This window comes from Taklimakanibacter deserti, from assembly GCA_003574785.1.
The window spans coordinates 258,120-281,163 of record QORU01000011.1 but is presented as its reverse complement, the minus strand read 5'-3'; the positions used below and the strand labels follow the sequence as shown (position 1 = coordinate 281,163).

The window sequence follows — 23,044 nt, the reverse complement described above, 5'->3', positions numbered from 1 at the left end:
GGCATGATGTCAACAGCCCCCCTTTCCCTGAAGTTCAAGGTCACCGGCATGGACTGTGCCGCCTGCGCCCGCAAGATCGAGACCGCCGTCGGCCGCATTCCGGGGGCAAGCGGCGTCACGGTCGGCGTGACCAGCGAGACCCTCAGCGTGACGCTGGCCGAACCCGAGCGCGAAAGCGAGATCGCCCGGACCGTCAAGAGCCTCGGCTACGGGATCAGCGGGGAGGCTCCGGCGAGCGATCACTCTGGCCAAGCGCAGGGCGATCACGACGGCCACACCCGTCCGATCGAAGGCAGCTGGTGGCAATCACCCAAGGGCCGGCTCGTTCTCCTGTCGGGCGGGCTGATCGCTGCCGCCTATCTCGCGACGCTGATCGTGCCGCAATTCTCCCTCTATGTGTTCCTCGCCGCCTGTATCGCAGGCGCCATCCCGGTCGTCAGGCGCGCCGTCGCGGCGGCGCGATCGGGTGCCTTTTTCACCATCGAGATGCTGATGACCGTCGCGGTCGTGGGCGCCGTCATCATCGGCGCTACCGAGGAGGCAGCGCTCGTCGTCTTCCTCTTCGCGGTCGGTGAGCTGCTCGAAGGGATCGCCGCGGGGCGGGCGCGCTCCGGCATCAAGGCCCTTGCCGATATCGCCCCCAAGACGGCGATGGTCGAAACGCAGGAGGGCCTTGTCGAAACGCCGATCGAAGCGATCGCGGTCGGCGCCATCATCGTCGTGCGCCCGGGCGACCGGGTGCCCGCCGATGCGACCGTGATCTCCGGCGTATCGGCGCTCGATGAATCGGCGCTCACGGGTGAATCGATCCCTAAGGTGAAGGAGCCGGGCGACCGGGTTTTGGCGGGCTCGATCAACAGCGAAGCCATGCTGCACTGCCGGGTGGAGGCGGAGGCCAAGGACACGCTCATCGCGCGCGTCGTGAAGCTGGTCGAGGAAGCCGCCGATGCCGAGGCGCCGACCGAGCGCTTCATCGATGCGTTCTCGCGCTATTACATGCCGGCGATCTGTGCATTGGCCCTGGCGGTGGCACTCGTCCCGCCGCTCGCCCTGGGCGCCGACTGGTGGACCTGGATCTATCGTGCCTTGGCGCTGCTCCTCATCGGCTGCCCTTGCGCGCTCGTCATCTCGACGCCGGCGGCGATCGCCTCGGCGCTTGCGGCGGGCGCGCGCCGCGGCCTCCTGGTGAAAGGCGGCGGCGTGCTCGAGGCGATCGGCAAGGTTTCCGCCATCGCCTTCGACAAGACCGGCACCCTCACCGAGGGCAAGCCCAAGGTGACCGATGTCGTGCCGCTCGGCGATCGCGGTGAGGCGGAGGTGCTGCGCATCGCCGCCGCCGCGGAATCGGCCTCATCGCATCCGCTCGCCGTCGCGATCGTGGCGCAGGCGAAGGCGCGAGGAATTGCCTTCACCCCGGCAAGCCATTCGGAAGTGCTTCCGGGGAAGGGGGTCAGTGCCCGAGTCGATGGCCGGATCGTCACCATCGGCGCCGCCCAACGCCTCGGCGTCGGCAGCATCGACGTTCTCGACCAGGCGCGCCGGCTCGAGGCCGAGGGCAAGAGCGTCTCGGTCCTTCAGACCGGCGGCAAGGTGCTGGGGCTCATTGCGCTGCGCGACGAGCCGCGCGCCGATGCGCCGGAGGGTTTGAAGGATCTCGATGCCCTGGGCGTCAGGACCGTCATGCTGACCGGCGACAACCGCGCCAATGCCGAAGCGGTAGGACAAATGCTCGGCATGGAGGTCCATGCCGAATTGCTGCCCGAGGACAAGCTCGCTTTCATCCGCAAGCTGGCGCAAGGCCGAGGCGGCGTCGCCAAGGTGGGCGACGGCATCAACGATGCCCCGGCGCTCGCCGCCGCCACCGTCGGCATCGCCATGGGCTCCGGCACCGATGTGGCGCTCGAGGCGGCGGATGCGGCCGTGCTCAACAACAAGGTCGGCGATGTCGCGGCCCTGGTCCGCCTGTCGCGCCGGGCCATGCGGGTGATCGGTGAAAACGTGACGATCGCGCTCGGCTTGAAGGCGGTGTTCCTGGTCACGACCATTGCCGGCATGACCGGATTGTGGATCGCCATCCTCGCCGATACGGGCGCTACCGTGCTGGTGACGGCCAATGCGCTGCGATTGCTAAGAATAAAAAGCTAATCGTCTTCAGTATCCTTAGAGCATCCTTAACTGCCCCCATCCACGAATTCTTAGAAGTTTGTCGGCATTTTTCTGCAGTGTTGAAGGGGCGGCCCCATGCTGAAAGTGCTGACGTGCCTGACCGTTGACCACGATCTGAGATTGGTCGTGGTCGCAGCCTTGATCTGTGCGCTCGGAAGCCTCGTGGCAATGCGGCTCTTCATGCGGGCGCGCATATCCCAAGGCACAATGCGCCGGCAGTGGCTCCTCATGGCCGGCACCGCGGCGGGCACCGCTACCTGGGCCACGCATTTCCTCGCCATGCTGGCCTTCGCGCCAGGCCTTCCCACCGGCTACGACCCCTTCCTCACCATGGTTTCGTTCATCGTCGCTGTCACGGCGATGACGCTTGCCTTCAGCATCGCCGGCGGGTCGTCTCATGCGATCCATCCCACGCTGGGCGGCGCCCTGGTCGGCCTCGGCATCAGCGCCATGCACTATACCGGCATGGCGGGCTTCCGGACCGCCGGCATCGTCCAATGGGACCAGGGTCTCGTCCTCATGTCGGTGATGTTCAGCATCGGCTTCGGCATGCTCGCCATCCGCCTCACGCGGTCGCCGGAAAGCTGGCAAGGCCGCTACGGCGCCGCCGGCGCCCTGGTGCTCGCTATCTGCAGCCTGCATTTCACCGCCATGGGCGCCGTCGTCATCCTGCCCGATTCTCTGATCGACGTGCCGCTGGGCGCCGTCCCCAACCACGTCATGGTGTTCTTCATCGCCGCCGCGGCGGCGCTGGTCATGGCCATCGGCTTTGCCGCCTATTTCGCCGACAAGCGCGCCCATAGCGAGGCGCAGACCAGGCTCAGGGGATTAGCCAACGCGGCGATCGAGGGCCTGATCATCGTCAAGGACAACCGGATCATGGACGTCAATACGAGCTTCGAGGAGCTCACCGGATACCGGCGCGACAAGATCATGAGCCGCAACCTGTTCGACAACATCCTCACCATCGAGGGCGGCGCGCCGCAAGCCGACACGCTCAGGGCCCAGGGCGTGCTGCGCGGCGAGGACGGCAAGATGATCCCGGTCGAGCTCCTGTCGAAGCCGGCCGACGTCTTGGCCGGCAGCCGGGTCTATTCGGTGCGCGATCTCACCGAGAAGCGGTCGGCCGAGGGGCGCATCCACTATCTGGCGCATTTCGATTCATTGACGGGTCTGCCCAACCGCAACTCGTTCCTCGATCGGCTCGATGCCGAGATCCGTGAGGCGGGCGAGCGCAAGACGCGCTTCGCGCTGCTCTCCTTCGACCTCGACCGGTTCAAGGAAATCAACGACATATTCGGCCATGCCACCGGCGATGCGGTGCTGGCCCAGATCGCGCAGCGGCTCGCGGCGAGCCTGGGGGTTTCGGAATATGCGGCGCGCTTCGGTGGCGATGAGTTCTTCGCCATCGTCTCGCCGGCCGATCACCCTGAGCGCATCATGGAATTCGCCGACCGCATCCTCGCCACGGTGCGCCGGCCGCTCAGCCTGGAAGGCAATGAGCTCGCCGTCGGTGCCAGCGTCGGCATCGCCTTGTTCCCCGATGATGCCATGGGCGCTGCCGAGCTCATGGCCAATGCCGATCTCGCCATGTACCGGGCCAAGGAAACGCCCGGCAGCAAGGCGTGCTTCTTCGAATCGGGCATGGATCTGCGGGTGCGCGAGCGCCGCAACCTGGCGCGCGACCTGCGCCAGGCGCTCGCCAACGAGGAATTCGAGCTTCATTACCAGCCGCAGTCGCGGCTCACCGACAACCAGACCATCGGCTATGAAGCCCTCATCCGCTGGAACCATCCGGGCAAGGGCCTGGTCCCGCCCGCCGACTTCATCCCAATCGCCGAGGAGACCGGCCTCATCGTGCCGATCGGCGAATGGGTCCTGCGCAAGGCCTGCCTGACGGCCGCCTCCTGGGCCGAGCCCTATCGCATCGCCGTCAACCTGTCGCCCGTGCAGTTCAGCCATGGCAGCCTGCCCGAGACGGTGCACGGCATCCTGATCGAGACCGGCCTCGCGCCCAAGCGGCTCGAGCTCGAAGTCACGGAATCACTCCTCATGTCCGATCCCGACATGGCGCTGCATATGCTGAGGCGCCTCAAGACGCTCGGCGTCTCGATCGCCATGGATGATTTCGGCACCGGCTATTCGTCGCTCTCGACGCTGCAGTCCTTTCCCTTCGACAAGATCAAGATCGATCGCTCCTTCGTCGACAAGCTCGACAAGCAGCGCAAGTCCGCCTCGATCATCCGCGCGGTGCTGGCGCTGGGGCGCAGCCTCGAGATCCCGGTGCTGGCGGAAGGCATCGAGACCAAGGCGCATCTCGACTTCCTGCGCAAGGAAGGCTGCGATGAAGCGCAAGGCTACTTCCTCGGCCGGCCGATGCCGGTGGGGCTGATCTTCCCGCAAGCTGCCGCCGGGCTGGCTTAAGCTCAGCGCTTCAGAGCGCCGGCGTCCGCACCGGTGCGGCAGTTCTCCTGAGCAGGACCTGCAAAAGCAGGATGAAGCCCAGAGCCACCGCCATGGCCACGGCGCACAGGCCGAAGGCGAAGCTCGTCGAATGGAGCGTCGCGATCCAGCCGAAGAACCATGGGGCCATCACCCGCGGCAGGCCCGCCACCAGCGCCACGATACCGAGGGCGCGGGCGCGATTCTCGCTCATGTGCTTCGCCGTCAGAGCGAAGATCGCCGGAATGACGCAAGCGGTGCCGAAGCCGGTCAGCGCGAAAGCCACGGTGCTGAAGAGGAAGCTTTGCGATATGCCGATGAAGGCGAAGCCGACGGTCGCCAGCAGCAGCGACCCGATGATCAGCGAAATATCGCCGAAGCGGGCGCGGATATCATCGCCCAGGAAGCGCAGGCAGGCATTGCACAGGCCGTAGAAGGCGGTGCCGAGACCGGCGATCGCGAGAAGGGCGGGCGCCTGTTCGTCGAGGAGCTTCGCCGACCACATGATCGCCGCGGTCTCGCCCGCAATGACGAGGCCGGCGGCAAGCCCCAGTATGATGAGCGGCGAAAGCCTCGGGGCAGGCATGCCGGGCGTGGCGCGCGCCATGGCCGAAAACCGGCCGGGAAGCCTTTGCGCGATGAAGAGGAATGCCGCGAGGAGCATGAGCCAAAGGATCGCCGCCGCCCAGAAGCGACCGGCATCGGCTATGACCAGGCTGCCGATGATGGCGAAGAGCGCCATGGCGGCCGAGGCCGAGGCGTGAAAGCGGGTGAAGATCGGGCGCCCCAGATCGCTCTCTACATAGCTGCCCTCGGCATTCATGAAGAGATCGAGCGCGCCCTGGCATGCGCCGAAGACGATGAGCGCCACAAGGAACCAGGCCGGGCCCGAGGACAGGAACAGAAACGTCTGGCTCAAGGCAAGGAGCGGCAGGCTCGCGAGGATGATGGCGCGGTTGGTGGCGATAAGGGCGAGCTTGCCGCCCCAGGACATGATGATGACATAGGCGATGCCGTAGAAGGTGATGCCGAGGCCCAGAGCGAGATTGTCGATCCCGGCATTGCGGGTGATGGCGGGTATGGCGCCCGCCCACAGCCCCGCCGATGTGCCATAGGCGATGAAGGCGGCCGTCACGGCGGCGCGCGGAGAGGGCAAGGGCCGGGCTTGGGGGAGCATCGCGCGCCGGACCCTAGTGCCCGGCAGCTGATCCCACAAGCGTGGCCGACGCAGGGCTCGGCTCGCGGCGATGCATGGATGGCTTAGGCCGCCAGATGCCGCCACAAGGCATCGATTCGGGCGGCGAAATTCTTCGGTTCCTCGGCGAAAAGATGGCCGGTCTCGTTGTCGATGCGGGTGAGGATGGCCTTGCGCCTGAGGTCGATAAGGGCGAGGGCCTTCTCCTTGTGCTCGATCCCGGCGAAGGGGCTTTCCGGCCGGTCGAATTCGGCGGAGAGATCGTCGAGATCGTTGAGATCGCCCAGGTCCTCGCGCAATTTCTGCAGCTCCGCCGCCCAGACCTTGAACAGCTTCGGCCAGAGCGGGGTCAGAAGCTCGACATGATGCAAATGATGGATGACCGACTTGCGCGCCTCGTGGAGGAGAGGCATTTCCTTCTTGTCGAGCCCATCGCGCAGCAAATGGCGGGCCTTGGCGAAGCAGGCGCGCAAGCCGTCGACGAAGAGGGCGATGTCGCGCTTGGGGAGAGTCCAGGCCGAGATGCGGCCGCGCAGCTCCGCCACCCGGACCGACGTTTCCTCGATACGTCGGGCGACTTCCTCCGGGCTCACGACATCCTGTCGCAGATCATGCGCCGCGGTCTCGAGCTCGGCGAAGACGGCATCGTCGGACGCCCCGTCCTTTTTGGCATGGGTTTTGAGCTTGGCGATCGCCTCGCTCATCGCCTCGGTGCGCCGGAGGCCCGCGAGTGCCTGGGCGGCATCGCGCAGCGTCTCGTTTTCCTGCTGGAAGCTTTGCGCGCCGAGGGCGGGTTTCATGAGGCGCAACAGGCTCCGGGCGAGCTTGAGACGGCGCCTGGCGGGGTGGACGGTCTTGCCGGAGCGGGCGAGATCCAGATCCTGAGACAGGGCCCGCATGGTCCGCCGCATAAGCCTACGCAACGCCTCACCCGCCGGATGATCCGTGGAGATCTTCGGCACGCCTCTCCCCTCAACTGCCCCAGGGCTCTTCTTTGGAAGCCCTGCGGCACCCTGTCGGGCTTCATTGTCACAATCAATATTTTCCGCTGAAATTTCTTGGGAATGGGGGTTCACAAGCGGCATTCCGATTGCTACATAAGCGCCGCGTTGGCGCATCCCCAGGGTCGTCGGTTGCATGTTTTGACGCGGGATGGAGCAGCCCGGTAGCTCGTCAGGCTCATAACCTGAAGGTCACAGGTTCAAATCCTGTTCCCGCAACCATTCTTGACGCAAAAACCCCAGCAATCTCAAAAGGTTGCTGGGGTTTTTCAAATCCCGAACCCGGTAACCGTTGCCTGCCTTGGCCTATCGCCGGATAGTCGCCGGCATGCCCGTGCAGGTCACCTATCCACCGCTCAATGTGCCGAAGCCCGTCGCCGGCGACGTCTGGGTCGTCGACGGACCGGAGATTCGCTTCGGCCTGGCCTTCCTGAAAATGCCTTTTCCGACGCGCATGACCGTGCTGCGTCTCGCCGGCGATCGGCTGTTCATCCATTCGCCGACGCCGCTCACGGCTGATCTCGAGGCGGCGATCGAAGAACTGGGCCGGCCCAGCTGGATCATCGGCCCGAACCGTATCCATTATTGGTGGATTCCCGAATGGCGCCGCTTCTATCCGCAAGCGGGCGTCTATCTGGCGCCGCGGATTCGGGAACAGGCGAAAGGGCGCATCGATTTCCCGGCGCAAGAGGTCGACGCGACCCAGGGCTATCCGTGGGACGGCGAGGTCGCCACACTTCCGGTGCGCGGATCCTACATGACCGAGATCGTCTTCTTCCATAAAGCGAGCCGCACGCTCATCCTCACCGATCTGATCGAAAATTTTGAAGCGCACAAGGTCGGCTTCTGGACCCGCCTGCTGGCCCGACTCGGCGGCGCGCTCGATCCCGACGGGCAGACGACGCGCGACATGCGGCTGACTTACGGCGATCTGCGACCGGCCGTCGAGACGATGATCGCCTGGCGGCCGGAGCGCATCATCCTCGCCCATGGCCGCTGGTATGAAACGAATGCCGAGGCCGAATTGCGCCGGGCCTTCCGCTGGGCATTGCCCTAGACGGCGGCGACCGCGTCCTCGATGAGGGCGATCACCGCATCGGGCTGCGAGGCGAGCGAAGCGTGGCTCGCCTTGAGCGTCACGATCTTCTTGGCGTTCAAGCGGCCGGACATCCAGCTCTGGTTGGCGGGCGCGATCATCCGGTCCTCGCCCGAAATCTGGTACCATGACGGTTTCTTCTTCCAGGCCGGCCGCGTGATCGCATCCTGGAAGGTGCCGGCAAGCGGCGCCTTTTGCGTCGCCGCCATGACCAGCGCCTCATCGGCCGGCAGATCCTGGCAGAAGCTCTCGTGAAACTTGTCACGCTTGATCCACAAATAGCCGTCAAGAGAATGGCCCTCTGTACCCCGCGCGCCAGGCGCGCTAGCCTTTTCCGTCATGGCCAAGACCGATTACAAATCCGTCAATGACTATATCGCGGCACAGCCCAAAGCCGTGCAGGGCATCCTGCAAGAGGTGCGCGGCGTCATCCGCAAGGCATTGCCCAAGGCTCAGGAAGTGATCTCCTATCAGATTCCCGCCTACAAGGTGGATGGCGCGGCCGTCGTCTATTTCTCCGGCTGGAAAGAGCATTATTCGCTCTATCCGGCGACCAAGGGCCTGGTCGCGGCGCTCAAGAAGGAGCTTGCCGCTTACGAGGTCGAGAAGGCCACGATGCGCTTCCCGCTCGATCGGCCGGTGCCCAAGACGCTGATCGCGGCCATCGCCAGGAAGCGGGCCGAGGAAGTTGCCGCCGAGCTTGCGAAGAAGGCCAAGGCGAAGAAGGCGGCCACAAAGAAGGCGAAACGCTGATCACACTCGCCGCGACGAGCGGGCCCAGAGAGCGCGGCCCGCAAGCGCGATGACGAGGCCGAGGATCATCATGCCGGCCGCGACCGCAAAGGTGACCCGCATGCCGGCGGCAACGGCCGCAGGTTCCGCTTTCGTGATGTCGGCCGCCGCCGATGCGAAGGCGAAGACGGCGCCGAGGACGGCGGCGCCGGTGATGAGCCCGAGATTGCGCGCCAGATTGAGCATGCCGGAAATGACGCCCCGCTGGCCTGGATCTATATCCTTCATGACCGCGGTGTTATTGGCGGCCTGGAACAGCGCATAGCCGGCGGTGAGAAGGACGAGAGGAGCGACGTAGCCCGCAATGCCGAATGTCGCCGGCAGTGTGGACAGGATGAGGGCGCCCGACGCCATCGCGAAGAGTCCGAGGACGGTCATGACATGTGCGCCGTAACGGTCGACAAGGCGGCCGGCCGGCATGCCGGTCAAAGCGGCGACAAGCGGACCGATGGACAAGACCAGCCCCACCCGCGCCGGATCGAGCCCGAGCGTGCGAGCGAGATAGAACGGACCGACCACCAGGGTCGCGATCGCCACCGCGGCGACGAGCGCGCTTGTAGCGAGGCCGCCGCTCAGCACGGGATCGCGGAACAGGGCCAGCCGGATCACCGGTGACGGTGCTCTCCTTTCGATCATGAGGAAGAGGCCGGTGCCCAAGAGGGCCGCGAGCAGCAATGTGATGTTGAGGGGACCGAAATCGCCGCGCCCGACCGTCACCGCGAGGGCATAGGCCGCGAGCGTCAAGGCCAGCATGAGCATCCCTAGGATGTCGAAGCCGCCTCGTTCGGCCTTCCTGCGGTCGACCGGCAGATAGCGAAGGCCGAGAAGAACAGCGAGGATGCCAAACGGCGCAATGACAAGGAAGATGGCCCGCCAGCCGAGACCGGCGATCAGGAAGCCGCCAAGCGCCGGGCCGAGCGCGGTGCCGATCGCCGACATCGTGCCGAGCAGTCCCATGGCGCTGCCGGTCTTTTCCTTGGGGATCGTCTCACCGACAAAGGCCAAGGTCAGCGCCATCAGAACCGCAGCACCGATGCCTTGCACCGCTCTGAAGATGACCAGCACCGAGAGGTTCGGCGCCAGGCCGCAAAGGATCGACGCCGTCGTGAACAAGACGAGTCCGGCGATGAGCAGCCGGCGACGGCCGATAGCATCGCCGAGCCGTCCGGCGCCCACGACCAGGGTGGTGATGGCGAGCAAATAAGCCAGGACGACCCATTGGACCTGCTGGAAAGAAGCATCGAAGGCCTCGGCCAAAGTCGGCAAGCCGACATTGGCGATGCTGATGCCGAGCGTGGAGACCAGCATGAAGAGGGACAGGCAGGCGAGGGCGCCCGAGGCCGATGGCGTGCGTGTCGCCCGTTCGGCGATGGTTTCATAGCGTTCCGAAGTCATGATCTGACGCACATAGTCCTTTGCCGGACATGGCGGAAGATGCAGCATTTGCACTTCATTCGTGCGTTTGACGCCACATCCCGATCGAGCTGTGCTAGACTTGGCCGATGGCGCGACCCGATCTCAACCTGCTCGTCACTCTCGACATATTGCTCGCCGAGGGCAGCGTGGCGCGTGCCGCCAAGAGACTGCGGCTCAGCCCATCGGCCATGAGCCGGGCCTTGGCGCGATTGCGCGAAACGCTGGGCGACCCGCTGCTCGTCAGAGCCGGCCGCGGCCTCGTGCCCACGCCCCGGGCGCTGGCTCTCAGCGCCGAGGTCAGCCACCTCGTGCAAGCGGCCGAAAGGGTCCTGCGGCCGGCGACGCTCGACCTCAAGCAGCTCGTCCGGACCTTTACGCTCAGGACCAGCGAAGGCTTTGCCGAGAATTTCGGACCGGATCTCATTGCACGCGTCGGCAAGGAAGCGCCAGGCGTCAAGCTGCGCTTCGTGCAGAAGCCGGACAAGGACAGCGGGCTCATGCTCGATGGGGCGGTCGATCTGGAAACCGGCGTCGTGGGGGCGACGACGCCCCCGGAGCTCATCACGCAGGCTTTGTTCCGCGACCGCTATATCGGCGCAGTGCGCAAGGGACATGCGCTCAGCCGGGGCAAGGTCACGTCCGCGCTCTATGCTTCGGGCCGGCACATCCTCGTCTCCAGGCGTGGCCTCTATAAGGGGCCGATCGATGACGCCCTGCGGCAGCTCGGACTTGAACGCGAGATCGTCACCACCGTCGGCGGCTTCTCCACCGCGCTGGCGCTGGCGCGGGCGTCCGACCTGATCGCCAGCGTCCCCGAACGGCATACGGGAAAGCTGCGCGCCGGCATGCACAGCTTTCCTCTTCCGGTCGCCATTCCGGAGGTCACGATCTCCATGCTCTGGCATCCCAGGCTCGATGCCGATCCGGCACATCGCTGGCTGCGCGGGATCGTTCGCGACGTCTGCGCCGGGCCGCGAGTCCGGCGGGTCAGGACCTGAGCGGGCGGAAGAAGGCCCGGATATCCGCGGCGAGGAGCTCCGGCACTTCGAGCGCCGCGAAATGGCCGCCGCGTGCGAGGCTCGTCCAGTGCTGGAGATTGAAGGCACGCTCGACCCAGTGCCGCGGCGGCATCGGGATCTCGCGCGGCAGGCGCACCACGCCGGTCGGCACGGTGACGCGCTCGCCGGGCTTCAGATGCAAGAGCTTCGCGCGCGCCTCGCTGTAGAAGCGCATGGAAGAGTGGATCGTGTTGGTCAGCCAGTAGATCATCACATTGGTGATGAGGTCGTCGCGCGCGATGATATCTTCCGGCACCCCGTCATTGTCGCTCCAGCCGCGGAATTTCTCGAGAATCCAGGCGGCGAGACCGATGGGGGAGTCGGCTAGGCCAAAGCTGAGCGTTTGCGGCTTGGTGCCCTGGATCGCCATATAGGCGCCCTCGGCGTCGGCCCAGCGAGCCACGGTCTTGAGATAGTTCTCCTCCTCCTCCGTGAGCGGCGGCATGCCCGGCCCGAGATCGGGACGGAATCGGGTCGATACATAATTGAGATGAAGGCCGGAGAGGCGCTCGGGATGGTGCAGGCCCAAAGCGATGCTGATCCACGATCCCCAATCGCCGCCCTGCGCGCCGAAGCGCCGGTAGCCGAGCCTCGTCATGAGCTCGGCCCAGATGTCGGCGACGGCCTCGACATTCATGCCGCGGCGCCACGGCCGGCCGGAGAAGCCGTAGCCCGGGATCGACGGCACGATGAGGGTGAAGGCATCGCGCGCGTCGCCGCCATGCGCGCCGGGATCGGTCAGAAGCGGCAGGATCCGGGTCATTTCGAGGAAGCTGCCCGGCCAGCCGTGAGTCATCAGCAAGGGCAAGGGATCGGGGCCCTTGCCCGGCGCATGGATGAAATGGATGGGCAGGCCATCGTGATCGTAGCGATAGTGCGGGAAGCGATTGAGGCGCTGGCGCTGTTTTTCCCAATCGTAATCTTCGAGCCAGTAGCGCTGCAGTTCGCGCATATAGTCGAGATCGGTGCCAAAGTCCCAGCCGGCGTCGTCGAGCGCATCGGGCCAGCGCGTGCGCTTCAGGCGTTCGGTCAGATCGGCCAGCGCTTCTGCTTCTGTTGTAATGGTGAAGCTCTCGATCGAACCGGCCATAACGTCAACTCCCGGATATGTTTGGCAATATGATATGATAGCAGTCCAAGGCAGGATGTCTTGAAGGATAGTGCTCTCTGGCGGAGGCGTTCATGAGCAAGGTTAAGTTCGATCATTGCGTGGTGCATGTCTCGGACTGGGGGCGCTCGAACGCGTTCTATCGCGACGTGCTCTTCGCCGAGGTGCTTCCCAACAAGACCGGTTATGTCTACCGCATCGGCAATGCGCAGCTCAATCTGCATGGACCAGGGATGACGCCGGCGCCGGTCGCGAAGATCCCGGTGCCGCCTGGCGGCACAGACCTCTGCTTCGAATGGGCAGGTCCCATCGCCGAGGCCGGCCGTCATCTGAGCGAGCGAGATGTCGCAATCGAACTCGGCCCGGTGGCGCGCTTCGGCGCCCGCGGCATGGGGACCAGCATCTATTTCCGCGATCCGGACGGCACGCTGCTGGAATTCATCAGCTACGAGACCAGCCCGGCGCAGTGAGCGGCTTTGCAAGACTGGCCATGCACCAGTTCAGTCTCCGCTTGCGCCGACATAGCGTTGCACAAGCGAGGCCCATGAGCTGTCCTGCGTCACCTTCAACAAGGCGCGGTTGACATCCTCCTTGAGCACACTGCCGACGGGGAAAGCCAGGGCGTAGTCGCGGACGGCCAAGGTCTGCGGCAGGATATGAAGATCCGTCCAGGCATATTCCTTGATCATATGGCCGAGGATAGCGCGCTCGAAGACGAGCGCCTCGATCTCGCCGCGTTGCAGCGCCCGGCTCGCCTGTATGACAAAGGGAAAGCTCTTGGGCTTCAGTCCCTGAAGCTCGGCCCATTGCTCGCCGGCGGAGCCGGCAACGACGCCGAGGCGCACTTTGGGTAGATCTTCGGGACCGCTGATGCCGGTCTTGAGCCGGCCGACCACGAATGAGGAGGCAAGCGTCGCCGAGAATGCGGCGATGCAAAAAATGCTGATGAACATCCAGACGAGACCGACAAGCCGGCCCCGCCAGGTAACCGGTGTCTTGTCGCCATAGCCGGTCGTGGTCATGGTGACCGCCGCCCACCAGACACCATCGCCCAGCCCTCTCACCGGATCCGGATCGAAATGGGCCGGATTTCGCCGGCGCTCCAGGAACCATATCAGGCTTCCGGCCAAGAGCAGGGCCGAGAAGAGGAGCGCGATCGTGCCGAAGATCTGGGGCCAGGGCAGAGCGCTGAGGAAGCCCACGAGGCCGCCTTGCGCGCCGGCGCGTACCGCGATGCCAAGGCCCGCGGCAAAATAAGGATGTGAAAAATCAAAGCGCGCCTCGCCTTCGGGCGTAACGGGAAGGTTGGCGACCGCCAGGCTCACTTCCCGGTTCTCAATCGCATCGAGCAAGCCCTGGATGTCGTAGTCGAATTCGCGAAACTCGAAATCGAGATCAAGTTCCGCGGCAACTTCCCGCCAAAGCTCGATCGAGAGGCCGGACCAGTGGCCATCGTCGCTGCGTGACGCGAAGGGCGCGACCCGCATGGTGCCGACGATGACTTTCGCGTCTCGGGATCCTGTCGTCGCTTGCGCATGGCATTGCGCGACCGAGACGTGAAAGGCAAGCATCAGGCCGGCGACCGCGGCAACTAGCGATGCAAGTCGCCGATGGCTCATGGCGCGGCCCTGCCGGTTGCGACATAGCCCGCCCTCTCCAGCAGCGCCAGGCCACTCGGCCCCAGGCAATGGGACAGGAACGCTTCGGCGATTTTCGAGGGTGGGCTGGTGCCGTAGAGGTAGAGCGTCCGGGCCAGGGGATAATCCCTGGACCGCAGGGCGTCGGCGGTCGGGAGCACGGCAGCGCCTTGCGGATCGGCGCGAATGGCGAGGATCTTCACACGGTCATCGGCCGCGTGGACGGCGCCAAGGCCCGAATAGCCTATGGAATCGGGGCGCTTCGCGATCTCCTCGACGATGGCTTCGTTGGTGGGAAGCTTGAGGCCAGCAGCGGCGTCCGCCCCGGCAAGCACACGCTCGGCGAAGAGAGTTGCCGTTCCCGAGCCCGGGGCGCGAGCCAAGGCGAAGATTTCACCGTCGCGCTCGGCGCCGAGATCGCGCCAGGTCCGGATCTTGCCGTAATAGATGGCCGCGAGTTGGAGGAGGTCGAGCTCGGAGAGCGTATTCGACGGGTGAACGACGACGGCGATGCCGTCTATGGCGTAGGGCGATGCAGAGAGTGAAATATTGTTGATGGCCGCATAGCGCTGCTCCTTTTCCGTCAGATCGCGCGAGGACATGCCCAAGTCGACCAGGCCGTGGAGCAAAGTGGAGACTCCCTCACCCGATCCGCCGCCTCTCACGATCACATCGGATCGGGGCGATTTCGCCATGAAATCCTCCGCACAGGCGGTGATGACCGGTCGCATGCTTTCGGACCCCGCGATCTGGAGCGATTGATAAGGGGCGGCATCCACCGCGAGCAGATTGGAAAGACCGAAATAAGATGCAGCGCCAACCACCAGGACGATGAGGATGGCGACGCCGGCGACGGCACGCGTGCCTGGGCGCAGCTCTCCGTTCGGTTCCGGTTGGCGGAGCTCGGTCACGATGACGACCTCGCGCTGAATGCAGCCGCTAGCGCCCTAAACCAGAAACAGATGAAACGCATTGCCGTCGCCCGACAAACGCACAGCTGTTACGGGATTGTCATGACGGTCCTGTGACGCTCATGCACCCGCGAAGAAGAGTGTGATCGCGTTGCGCCTAGCGCGAGGACACCGAGAGCGGCACCTCGTCGGAAAGTGCGCCGGTCAGAGCCTCGGCGAGCTGCTCGTCGCGGTTATACGGATCGCGGCGGAAATTGACGGCACCGTCCTTGTTCACCCAGGCGGTGAGATAAGTCACATGCACCGGTATCTGCTTCTTGAGACTGATGATGCGCTGGCCGCCTTGGGCGACCGTGTTGTCGATGCGCTCGCGGGTCCAACCTTCGTCGGCCAGGATGAGGGCGGCGAGGTCGAGCGGGTTCTGCACCCGCATGCAGCCATGGCTGAAGATGCGCAGGTCCTTGTCGAACAGGCTCTTCGACGGCGTGTCGTGCAAATAGACATTGAACTTGTTGGGGAACATGAACTTCACTTTGCCGAGCGCGTTCTTGGCGCCCGAATCCTGGCGCAGCGAATAGGGCATGCGGCTCATGGCCGACCAGTTCACGCTATAGGGATCGACCTGGTTGCCGCTGGCGTTGAAGACGCGGATACGCTCGCGGCTCAAGGCGCCTGGATTGCGCTTGAGCTTGGGCAGATATTCGCCGTTGGCGATATTGGGCGGCACGTTCCAATAGGGATTGAGGACTACATATTTCATCTTCTCGGAGAAGACGGGTGTGCTGGTATAGGGCTTGCCGACGACGACCTTGGCCGTGTGCACGGTCTTGCCGTCCTTCACCACCTTCAGCTCCTGGTCGGCGACATTGACCAGGATGTAATAGGTGCCGAGATCGTCGTCCATCCAGCGGCGGCGCTCGAGATTGAGCTCGATCTGGCGAATGCGGCTCGCCACCGGCACAGCCATCGCTTCGAAAGTCGTTGTCGCGAGGATGCCGTCATCGGTCAGGCCGTGACGGAACTGGAACCATTTCACCGCCGCGACGAGATCGGCATCATAGAGATCGCCGTCCCGGTTGGCGCCGGCCGGGAGATCGCCGACCAGCAACAGATATTGACGGATGAGCGGGACACGCTTGTCGCTCATGCCGGGCTTGAGCGCGGGGCCCTTCGGGATGACGGGAAAGCCGCCCTTCTTGGCGATGTCGCGATAGGTCGCGAGCGCCCCCTTGAGGCGCTGATATTCGGGCGTCTGCGGTTCGAGGGTCCTCACATAGTCGGCGATATAGTCGGCATTCTCCGCACCGTCGATCAAGGTCAGGGCGCCGAGCTCCTTTGAAATAATGGCGTTCGCCCGGCTTGCCTCGTTGGGCAGCACGACGCCGCGATTGATGTCGCGGCCGAAATCGATGAAGGCGCGCGACAGCAGGAGCTCGAGCTCGGCAAGCTCGCGCGGCGTCTTCGCCGTCATCATCCGCTCGATCTGGGCGATGCGGTAGTTGTTGGGATTGAGCCCCACCTTGCCGGCATTGCGGAAGACCTCGAGAACGTCCTTAGCCTTCGCCTTGGGGCCGTTGTCGCGCACCCAGAGCGGCTTGTAGTCGCGGTCGGCGGCATAGAAGACATAGACCTCGACGATGCGGTCGTCGGTCTGCTGGTCGCCCATCACCGGTTCGCCCGCGTCGATGATCTTGCGCAACTCGGCGGCGACCTGATCGTTCTCCGCGGCGAAGGACGGGGTCGCCAGGCAGAGCAGGATGAACAGCGGCAAATAGGCGATCAGGCGGGCCAAGGGCATGAGCCTTCCTCCGGGATTCCCCTTACGTAGGTGAATCTTAGGTGGGAAGCGGCGGCCGCACCAGCCCCATTCAGCCCCGAGGTGCAAATTTTAGATTCGAAAATTATCCAGTAAAATGAAGGCCCTACGTCTCGGAGAGGCAGGGCCTCACGCATTCGTCAAAACTCAGGCCTTGCCACGCGTGGCGTCGACGCTCCAGGGACCCGGTCCAGCGGCCGCGATATAGAGGAAGATGAAGCAGAACAGAATGGCCGACTCGCCGCCGTTCAGGATGGGATGGAAGCCCTGCGGCGCGTGGGTATGGAAATAGGCGATCGCCATCTCGCCCGACACGATGAAGGCGACGAGGCGCGAGAACAGTCCGATCACGAGCAGGATGCCGGCGATGATCTCGATGATGCCGCCGATGCCGTAGATCGAGCCGATCGGCACGCCCTGAAGCGCCTCGACAAACGGAAAGCCGAAGAGCTTGGCCGAACCGTGGGCGAAGAACAGCAGAGCAGTAATAATGCGCAGCACGCTCAAGAGCTGCGGCGACCAGCGCGACAGAAATGTGAAATCCATGATTTCCCCTTGTTTCATTCATTGACCCGACACCGGCAACGCCCTCCCGCGGCAAGGCCGGTGACACTTTCGGTTATCATGACCGCAGCAAAGTGCAATCCCGAAAGTTTCACTTTCCCGTCATTTGTTCACCAGTGTGATGGCGGGACACCAGCCGCAGGATTGTGTCGAGATTGAAGGCGAAACGCTCGGCGAGGCTCGCTTCAGACATGAAGTCGTGCTCGAACAGGATCTCGCCGGTGAAGCGGTTGGTCAGATAATAATAGCCGATGGCGGCAATGGTGATGTTGAGCTGGACCGGATCTATCCCCGTCCGGAACACGCCCTTGGCCACGCCGCGGTCGAGGATGGATCTCACCAGCCCGACAAAGGGCGGGCCCGAGGTCCTGAAGCGTTCGGATTGCTTCACGTGCCGCGCCTTGTGCAGATTGGCGCTGTTCACCAAGCTGATGAATTCGGGATGGGCCAGATAGTAGTCCCAGGTGAAGCGCATGAGCCGTTCGAGCGCATCCTCCGGCTCGAGCTCGGCCAGCGGCAATTTGAGCTCGGCCGAACGGATGCTGCCATAGGCCTCTTCCAGCACCGCGGTGAACAGTTTCTCCTTGCTGCCGAAATAATGATAGATCATGCGCTTGTTGGCCTTGGCGCGCAGAGCGATCGCATCGACCCTGGCGCCGCCCAGACCTTTGCGGGAAAATTCCACCGTCGCCGCGGCAAGAATGTCCTGCTTCGTCGCCTCGGCGTCCCGGCTCCTCCTGGCGCGCGCCTTCGTCATGCAACACCCACGAATCGGTGGCAGGCAGAGTAACCATATGGTTACTCAACACAAGGCCATGTTTCGTGCTTGGATCGCTGGATGGCCGCCTCCATGGCCGGGTTAAACCCGGCCATCCGGGCGGCCATGGACGAGCACGTCCCAGGAGGCCATGGCGCCGTCGATGATGGCGGTGAGGACTTTACGCGAGGCGCCATCGCGCGCCTTGATCGAAAGGCCTTCGAGGATGGTCGAATAAAAGCCGGCGATCGCAGCGGCATCGGCGCTCGCCGGCACATCGCCCGCCTTCTTGCCGGTCTCGATGCGCCGCCTCAGCGCCTCATGCCCCTGGCGCCGGTGGTTCGCCAGATGATCGCGCACTTTCCGGTTCTGCGGCGTCCCGAGGAGGGCCGCGAGCACGATCATGCAGCCGGGCGGCTTGCCGGGCCGCGTGTAGTTCTCGGCATAGTTGTGCAGCATCGCCGAGATCGCCTGGCGCGTCGTCACCGCACTCTCGAGCATCTTCTGCGCCGCCGGGCTTTCGGTCCTGTTGTAGAGATCGATCGCCTCGCGGAACAGCGCTTCCTTGCAGCCAAAAGCCGAATAGAGGCTCGGCCGCTCGATGCCCATGGCGTCGGTCAGGTCGCTCAAGGACGTGCCTTCGTAGCCACGCTCCCAGAACACCTCCATGGCCTTGTGCAAGGCCTGGTCACGGTCGAAGCCGCGCGGCCGCCCACGCTCCATTTCATTGTTTTTGCGCATCGGCTTATCCGAAAACCGCGCACACTTTTCGGGCCGATGCTCCAGACTCGATTTCGTCATTTTCATACCAGTCAGTAAATAATTACCTTGACCGCTGCTTGCAAGCCTCCATATATATTTTACCGATCAGTACAGAAATGGAGAAGATCATGACCCACCTATCCGGAAAAGCAGCCTTGGTGACCGGCGGCGGCCGCGGCATCGGGGCGGCCATCGCCAAAAGGCTGGCCAGGGAAGGCGCCGATGTCGCCATCACCTATGCCAAGGGCAAGGCCCAGGCCGAGGACGTCCTTGCCGAAATCAAAGCCTTGGGCCGGCGCGGCCTCGTCATCGCCGCCGACAGCGCCGATGCCGATGCGGTGAGGAAGGCGGTCGCCGAGGCGGTCAAGGCCTTCGGCCGCCTCGACATCCTGGTCAACAATGCCGGCGTCTTTCCCTATGGCCCCTTCGAGGAGGTGAGCCTCGAGGAGTTCGACCGGACCATGGCGATCCACGCGCGCGCCGCCTTCGTTGCGGCTCAGGCGGCTTCGCAGCATATGGGCAAGGGCGGGCGCATCATCTCGATCGGCAGCAATCTGGGTGAGCGCGTTCCGCATCCGGGCGTCAGCCTCTATGCGATGAGCAAGTCGGCGCTCATCGGCTTCACCCGTGGGCTGGCGCGCGATCTGGGCGAGCGCGGGATCACGGTCAACCTCGTTCAACCAGGATCAACCGCGACCGACATGAATCCGGCCGAGGGCGAAAGCGCCGATGCGCAGAGGGCCCTGACGGCGCTCGGACATTACGGCTCGGCCGACGACATCGCCGCGACCGTCGTCCATCTTGCCGGCGAAGGTGCCCGGCAGATCACCGGTGCCGCGATCCTGGTCGATGGCGGCGCCAATGCCTGATCAAAAACCGGGCAAAGCTCGAGGCCGAATCCGACCTCGCAGGACTGGCGGAACGCACAGTTTCTGATAGGCTCCCCCGAGGCAATAGCTGGAGGGGAGAATGGAAACCATCATTGTTGCGATCATCATCGGTGCCATAGCCGGCTGGCTTGCGGGCCAGATCGTCAGTGGCGGCGGCTTCGGTCTCATCGGCGACATCATCGTCGGCATTATCGGTGCGATCATCGCCGGCTACTTGTTTCCGGCGCTCGGCGTGTCCTTGGGCGGGGGGTGGATCGGTTCGATCATCGCGGCCACCATCGGCGCGATCATCCTGCTGGTCATCCTCAAACTGGTCAAACGCGCCTGAGCCGATCGCAACGTCTGCACATGATCAAATCCCGGTCCCTGCGGCCGGGGTTTATTTTTGCGGGGCAGGCCAAGTGTCGGCAATCCTGTAGCCTTGGGGCCAGGGATCGTCGGGATCGAGCAACAAGGTCGAATTGCCGGTAATCCAGGCGCGGCCCGAGATCGAGGGGATGATCGCCTTGCGGCCGGCGATCGCCGTCTCTTCCTCGATCCGGCCATAGAAGCGCGATTCGATGATCGAGCGGCCGATGAAGCTGTCGCCCGGCTTGAGCCGTCCCTTGGCGTGGAGCACCGCCATCAAGGCCGAGCAGCCAGTTCCGGTCGGCGAGCGGTCGAGCTTGCCCGGCTTGACGACGCAGGCATTGCGGCTCGACAGCGCGCCCTCCATGTGTTCGAGCTCGCCCAGCATGAAGCAGAAGGAAATATGATTCCAGCCCGAGAGCACGGGATGCTTGAAGCCCAGCTGCTCATTTGCCGCATCGGCGAGCTTGCGGCCGAGGACCGCAATATCGCGCGCCTCGTCCGGCGTCATGGCGAAGCCGAAATCCTTCGCCCGCGCCAGGACGAAACTGTCGCCGCCGAAGGCGATGTCGACAGTGACGGTGCCTAGTCCTGCCACTTCGAGCCTGGCATCGAGCCGGTCGGCGAAAGACGGCACATTGCGCAAGGTGATGCGCTGGGCCTTGCCGTTCCGGCATTGGGCTTTGACATGGATGAGGCCCGCCGGCGCCTCGAGCACAAGCTCGGTCTCGGGCTCGCGCATCGGCAGGATGCCGGCATCGAGCAGCACGGTCGCGACGCAGATGCAGTTCGAGCCCGACATCGGCGGCGTATCCTCGGGCTCCATGATGATGAAGCCCATTTGCGCCTCAGGATTCTTGGGCGGCACCAGCAAGTTGACATGACGGAAGACGCCGCCCCTGGGCTCGTTCAGCACGAAATTGCGCAAGGTGCCGTCGGAGGCGATGAAGCGCGACTGGTCCCAGATGGTTTCGCCGGGCGGCGGCGCAACACCGCTCACGATGACATCGCCGACCTCGCCCTCGGCATGGCAGCCGATGATCCCAATCGCCTTGACGGAACGCATGATTTTCGCCTCTTGTTTGCCTGATTTGATAGGCTAAGAGAATGGGCCGGACAACGGAAGGACCCCATGAAATCCATCGAACGCCTGATCGAATCGATCATTCTCGCCTCGCGCTGGCTGCTCGTCGTCTTCTATCTGGGCCTCGCGCTGGCGCTCGGGATCTATGCCATTTCCTTCGGCAAGAAGCTCGTCGAATTCGTCTCGATGGTCATGGTGCTCGAGGATACCGACACGATCCTCAAGATGCTGGGCCTGATCGATGCGGCGCTGGTGGCGAGCCTCGTCGTCATGGTGATCATCTCGGGCTATGAGAATTTCGTGAGCCGCTTCGATCAGGGCGAGGTGCATTGGCTGGGCAAGATCGATGCCGGCTCGCTCAAGGTGAAGGTGGCCTCGACCATCGTCGCCATTTCCTCCATCCATCTCCTGCAGGTCTTCCTCAACTCGGCGCAATATACGTCGAGCCAGATCATGTGGCTCACCATCATGCACATGGCCTTCGTGGTCTCGGCGATTTTCCTTGCCTTTATCGACAAGGTGATGTCGGAGACGAAGAAGGACAAGGACGGCGATCACGTATAGAAGATGAAGGTCAGGACGACGAAGAGCGGCAGGAGAATGCCGCCCGACCACAGCATATAGCCGAAGAAGCCCGGCATCTCGACCTTGGCCCTTCTCGCCATCGAATAGACCATGAAATTGGGCGCATTGCCGATATAGGTGAGGGCGCCCATGAAGACGGCACCCGCCGAGATCGCGGTCAAAGTCAGCGCCTGCGCATTCATCAGCTCCTGCGGATCGCCGCCCGCCAACTCGAAAAAGACGAGATAGGTCGGCGCATTGTCGAGGAAGGCCGAGAGCATGCCGGTCAGCCAGAAATAGGCGGGATTGCTGGGGTTGCCGGCCTCGTCCGTCACCAGCGCCACGATGGCTGCGAACAGACCGTCCTCGCCGGCCTTGAGCATCGCCAGCACCGGGATGATGGTGATGAAGATCGCAGCGAAGAGCTTGGCCACTTCCTTGATCGGATCCCAAGAGAAGGTATTGGCCTGACGGTCCCCCTTGGGCGTCACCGCCAGCGACACGAAAGTCACGGCGACCATGACCAGGTCGCGCAGGATGTTCTCGATCTCGACGTCGACGCCGAGAAGGTGGACGGTGCCGAGCTCCGTCGAAGCGCTGAGCAAAATCGCGCCGATGATGACGCCGAGGAGAATGATGTTGAGCGTCCCCGACAGCCTGAGCTGGTCGTCATCGGGTGTCGGATCGGGCTTCGAATGCCCGTCCTTGCGATAGATGACGGTGTCGATGACGAAGAACAAGGCGAGGAGGACGATCGATAGAAACAATGTCTCGGGCAGCAGATGTTCGGTGGTCCAGAAGAAATCGACGCCGCGCAGGAAGCCCAGGAACAGCGGCGGATCGCCGAGCGGAGTCAGCGAACCGCCGATATTGGCGACGAGGAAAATGAAGAAGATGACGACATGAGCATTGCGCTTGCGGTCGTCATTGGCGCGCAGCAGCGGCCTTATCATCACCATGGCGGCGCCTGTCGTGCCGGTGAAGCTTGCGAGCGCCGTGCCGATGGCGAGAAGGCCGGTATTTACCGCGGGCGAGCCGTGCAGATTGCCGCGCAAGACGATGCCGCCTGCCACCGTGAACAGCGCCAGGAGAAGCAGGATGAAGGGGATGTATTCGAGCAGGATCGCATGGCCGAGGGCGGCGATGGCGGTCCCCGCATCGAAGAGCGCGAAGAGCGGGATGACGATGAGCGCCGCCCAGAAAGCGGCGATCTTGCCCTGATGGTGTTCCCAGATCTCATGCGCCAGCAGCGGAAAGATCGCGATCGACAGAAGAATGCCGAGAAAGGGCAGGGCCCAGGGAAAGGTGAGCTCGGCGCCGTTCAGCTCCGCCGCCTGCGCGGTGCCGGGGAAGAGGAATGCAGCAAGCGAGAAAGTCGGCAGCAAGATGCGCTTGGCGAGAACCCTGAAGCAAGTCCCGTCGTGTTTGTGCATTGAT

21 protein-coding genes, 1 tRNA gene and 1 pseudogene are annotated in these 23,044 nt (G+C 64.0%); 10 read left to right on the top strand and 13 right to left on the bottom strand.

Annotation, left to right across the window (positions count from 1 at the left end):
* Positions 1–3: 3 nt before the first annotated feature.
* Positions 4–2,145 carry a heavy metal translocating P-type ATPase gene (locus DS839_RS23665; protein ID WP_368911866.1) on the top strand — a complete coding sequence of 714 codons (2,142 nt, stop codon included), beginning with the start codon at positions 4–6 and terminating at the stop codon, positions 2,143–2,145.
* Between the two features lie 96 nt (positions 2,146–2,241).
* A complete protein-coding gene (locus DS839_RS23660) occupies positions 2,242–4,590 on the top strand; it encodes a bifunctional diguanylate cyclase/phosphodiesterase (RefSeq protein WP_119272942.1) in 2,349 nt (782 codons plus the stop codon).
* Between the two features lie 10 nt (positions 4,591–4,600).
* Here DS839_RS23660 and DS839_RS23655 read toward each other — a convergent pair whose 3' ends face one another.
* Both DS839_RS23655 and DS839_RS23650 read right to left on the bottom strand, forming a co-directional pair.
* Complete coding sequence (locus DS839_RS23655) at positions 4,601–5,785, bottom strand: MFS transporter (protein ID WP_119272941.1); 1,185 nt, start codon at positions 5,783–5,785, stop codon at positions 4,601–4,603.
* A gap of 83 nt (positions 5,786–5,868) precedes the next feature.
* Positions 5,869–6,702 carry a CHAD domain-containing protein gene (locus DS839_RS23650; RefSeq protein ID WP_162918754.1) on the bottom strand — a complete coding sequence of 278 codons (834 nt, stop codon included), beginning with the start codon at positions 6,700–6,702 and terminating at the stop codon, positions 5,869–5,871.
* Positions 6,703–6,949: 247 nt separating this feature from the next.
* Here DS839_RS23650 and DS839_RS23645 point away from each other — a divergent pair.
* Both DS839_RS23645 and DS839_RS23640 read left to right on the top strand, forming a co-directional pair.
* A tRNA-Met gene (locus tag DS839_RS23645) sits at positions 6,950–7,026 on the top strand.
* Positions 7,027–7,132: 106 nt separating this feature from the next.
* Positions 7,133–7,861, top strand: a complete 729-nt coding sequence (locus DS839_RS23640) for a DUF4336 domain-containing protein (RefSeq protein WP_119272939.1) — start codon at positions 7,133–7,135, stop codon at positions 7,859–7,861.
* Here DS839_RS23640 and DS839_RS23635 read toward each other — a convergent pair.
* Positions 7,858–8,187: pseudogene (locus tag DS839_RS23635) on the bottom strand (alpha/beta hydrolase); the annotation flags it as partial. The gene DS839_RS23640 and the pseudogene DS839_RS23635 overlap by 4 nt on opposite strands.
* Positions 8,188–8,239: 52 nt before the next feature.
* On the opposite strand from DS839_RS23635, the gene DS839_RS23630 reads away from it, so the two are divergent.
* Positions 8,240–8,653, top strand: coding sequence for an iron chaperone (locus tag DS839_RS23630; protein WP_119272938.1), 414 nt, complete (start codon positions 8,240–8,242; stop codon positions 8,651–8,653).
* Here the strand turns inward: DS839_RS23630 and DS839_RS23625 are convergent, their stop codons facing one another.
* Complete coding sequence (locus DS839_RS23625) at positions 8,654–10,087, bottom strand: MFS transporter (RefSeq protein ID WP_119272985.1); 1,434 nt, start codon at positions 10,085–10,087, stop codon at positions 8,654–8,656.
* Between the two features lie 107 nt (positions 10,088–10,194).
* Here DS839_RS23625 and DS839_RS23620 point away from each other — a divergent pair, with 107 nt between their 5' ends.
* Positions 10,195–11,106 carry a LysR family transcriptional regulator gene (locus DS839_RS23620; protein WP_119272937.1) on the top strand — a complete coding sequence of 304 codons (912 nt, stop codon included), beginning with the start codon at positions 10,195–10,197 and terminating at the stop codon, positions 11,104–11,106.
* Here DS839_RS23620 and DS839_RS23615 read toward each other — a convergent pair.
* On the bottom strand, positions 11,096–12,256 hold the full coding sequence (locus tag DS839_RS23615) for an epoxide hydrolase family protein (protein ID WP_119272936.1): 1,161 nt from the start codon (positions 12,254–12,256) through the stop codon (positions 11,096–11,098). The genes DS839_RS23620 and DS839_RS23615 overlap by 11 nt on opposite strands.
* A gap of 92 nt (positions 12,257–12,348) precedes the next feature.
* Here DS839_RS23615 and DS839_RS23610 point away from each other — a divergent pair, with 92 nt between their 5' ends.
* Positions 12,349–12,744 (top strand): VOC family protein, encoded by a 396-nt coding sequence (locus tag DS839_RS23610; protein ID WP_119272935.1) that lies wholly within the window; start codon positions 12,349–12,351, stop codon positions 12,742–12,744.
* A 30-nt stretch (positions 12,745–12,774) separates the two neighbouring features.
* On the opposite strand, the gene DS839_RS23605 is transcribed toward DS839_RS23610, so the two are convergent.
* The 6 genes from DS839_RS23605 to DS839_RS23580 form a co-directional block, all read right to left on the bottom strand.
* Positions 12,775–13,893 carry a transporter substrate-binding domain-containing protein gene (locus tag DS839_RS23605; protein ID WP_119272934.1) on the bottom strand — a complete coding sequence of 373 codons (1,119 nt, stop codon included), beginning with the start codon at positions 13,891–13,893 and terminating at the stop codon, positions 12,775–12,777.
* The gene (locus DS839_RS23600) at positions 13,890–14,822 is read right to left on the bottom strand and encodes a phosphate ABC transporter substrate-binding protein (protein WP_119272933.1); all 933 of its coding nucleotides are present in this window, start codon (positions 14,820–14,822) and stop codon (positions 13,890–13,892) included. Before DS839_RS23600 ends, DS839_RS23605 begins: the two co-directional genes overlap by 4 nt.
* Positions 14,823–14,979: 157 nt before the next feature.
* Positions 14,980–16,620, bottom strand: coding sequence for a L,D-transpeptidase family protein (locus DS839_RS23595; protein ID WP_119272932.1), 1,641 nt, complete (start codon positions 16,618–16,620; stop codon positions 14,980–14,982).
* Between the two features lie 165 nt (positions 16,621–16,785).
* Positions 16,786–17,184 carry a DoxX family protein gene (locus tag DS839_RS23590; RefSeq protein ID WP_119272931.1) on the bottom strand — a complete coding sequence of 133 codons (399 nt, stop codon included), beginning with the start codon at positions 17,182–17,184 and terminating at the stop codon, positions 16,786–16,788.
* 109 nt (positions 17,185–17,293) lie between these two features.
* Positions 17,294–17,959 (bottom strand): TetR/AcrR family transcriptional regulator, encoded by a 666-nt coding sequence (locus DS839_RS23585; RefSeq protein WP_119272930.1) that lies wholly within the window; start codon positions 17,957–17,959, stop codon positions 17,294–17,296.
* A 102-nt stretch (positions 17,960–18,061) separates the two neighbouring features.
* Positions 18,062–18,700: a TetR/AcrR family transcriptional regulator gene (locus DS839_RS23580; protein ID WP_368911864.1), complete on the bottom strand. Its 639-nt coding sequence runs from the start codon at positions 18,698–18,700 to the stop codon at positions 18,062–18,064.
* A 149-nt stretch (positions 18,701–18,849) separates the two neighbouring features.
* Between DS839_RS23580 and DS839_RS23575 the strand changes: the two genes are divergently transcribed.
* Entirely contained in the window at positions 18,850–19,590 is a 741-nt protein-coding gene (locus DS839_RS23575) for an SDR family oxidoreductase (RefSeq protein WP_119272983.1), read from the top strand.
* Positions 19,591–19,690: 100 nt separating this feature from the next.
* Entirely contained in the window at positions 19,691–19,939 is a 249-nt protein-coding gene (locus DS839_RS23570) for a GlsB/YeaQ/YmgE family stress response membrane protein (protein ID WP_119272929.1), read from the top strand.
* A gap of 51 nt (positions 19,940–19,990) precedes the next feature.
* On the opposite strand, the gene DS839_RS23565 is transcribed toward DS839_RS23570, so the two are convergent.
* Positions 19,991–21,025 (bottom strand): trans-3-hydroxy-L-proline dehydratase, encoded by a 1,035-nt coding sequence (locus DS839_RS23565; RefSeq protein WP_119272928.1) that lies wholly within the window; start codon positions 21,023–21,025, stop codon positions 19,991–19,993.
* A gap of 66 nt (positions 21,026–21,091) precedes the next feature.
* On the opposite strand from DS839_RS23565, the gene DS839_RS23560 reads away from it, so the two are divergent.
* A complete protein-coding gene (locus DS839_RS23560; protein WP_119272927.1) occupies positions 21,092–21,607 on the top strand; it encodes a TIGR00645 family protein in 516 nt (171 codons plus the stop codon).
* On the opposite strand, the gene DS839_RS23555 is transcribed toward DS839_RS23560, so the two are convergent.
* The gene (locus DS839_RS23555) at positions 21,598–23,040 is read right to left on the bottom strand and encodes a sodium:proton antiporter (protein ID WP_119272926.1); all 1,443 of its coding nucleotides are present in this window, start codon (positions 23,038–23,040) and stop codon (positions 21,598–21,600) included. The two genes, DS839_RS23560 and DS839_RS23555, sit on opposite strands and share 10 nt — an antisense overlap.
* Between the last annotated feature and the right edge of the window lie 4 nt (positions 23,041–23,044).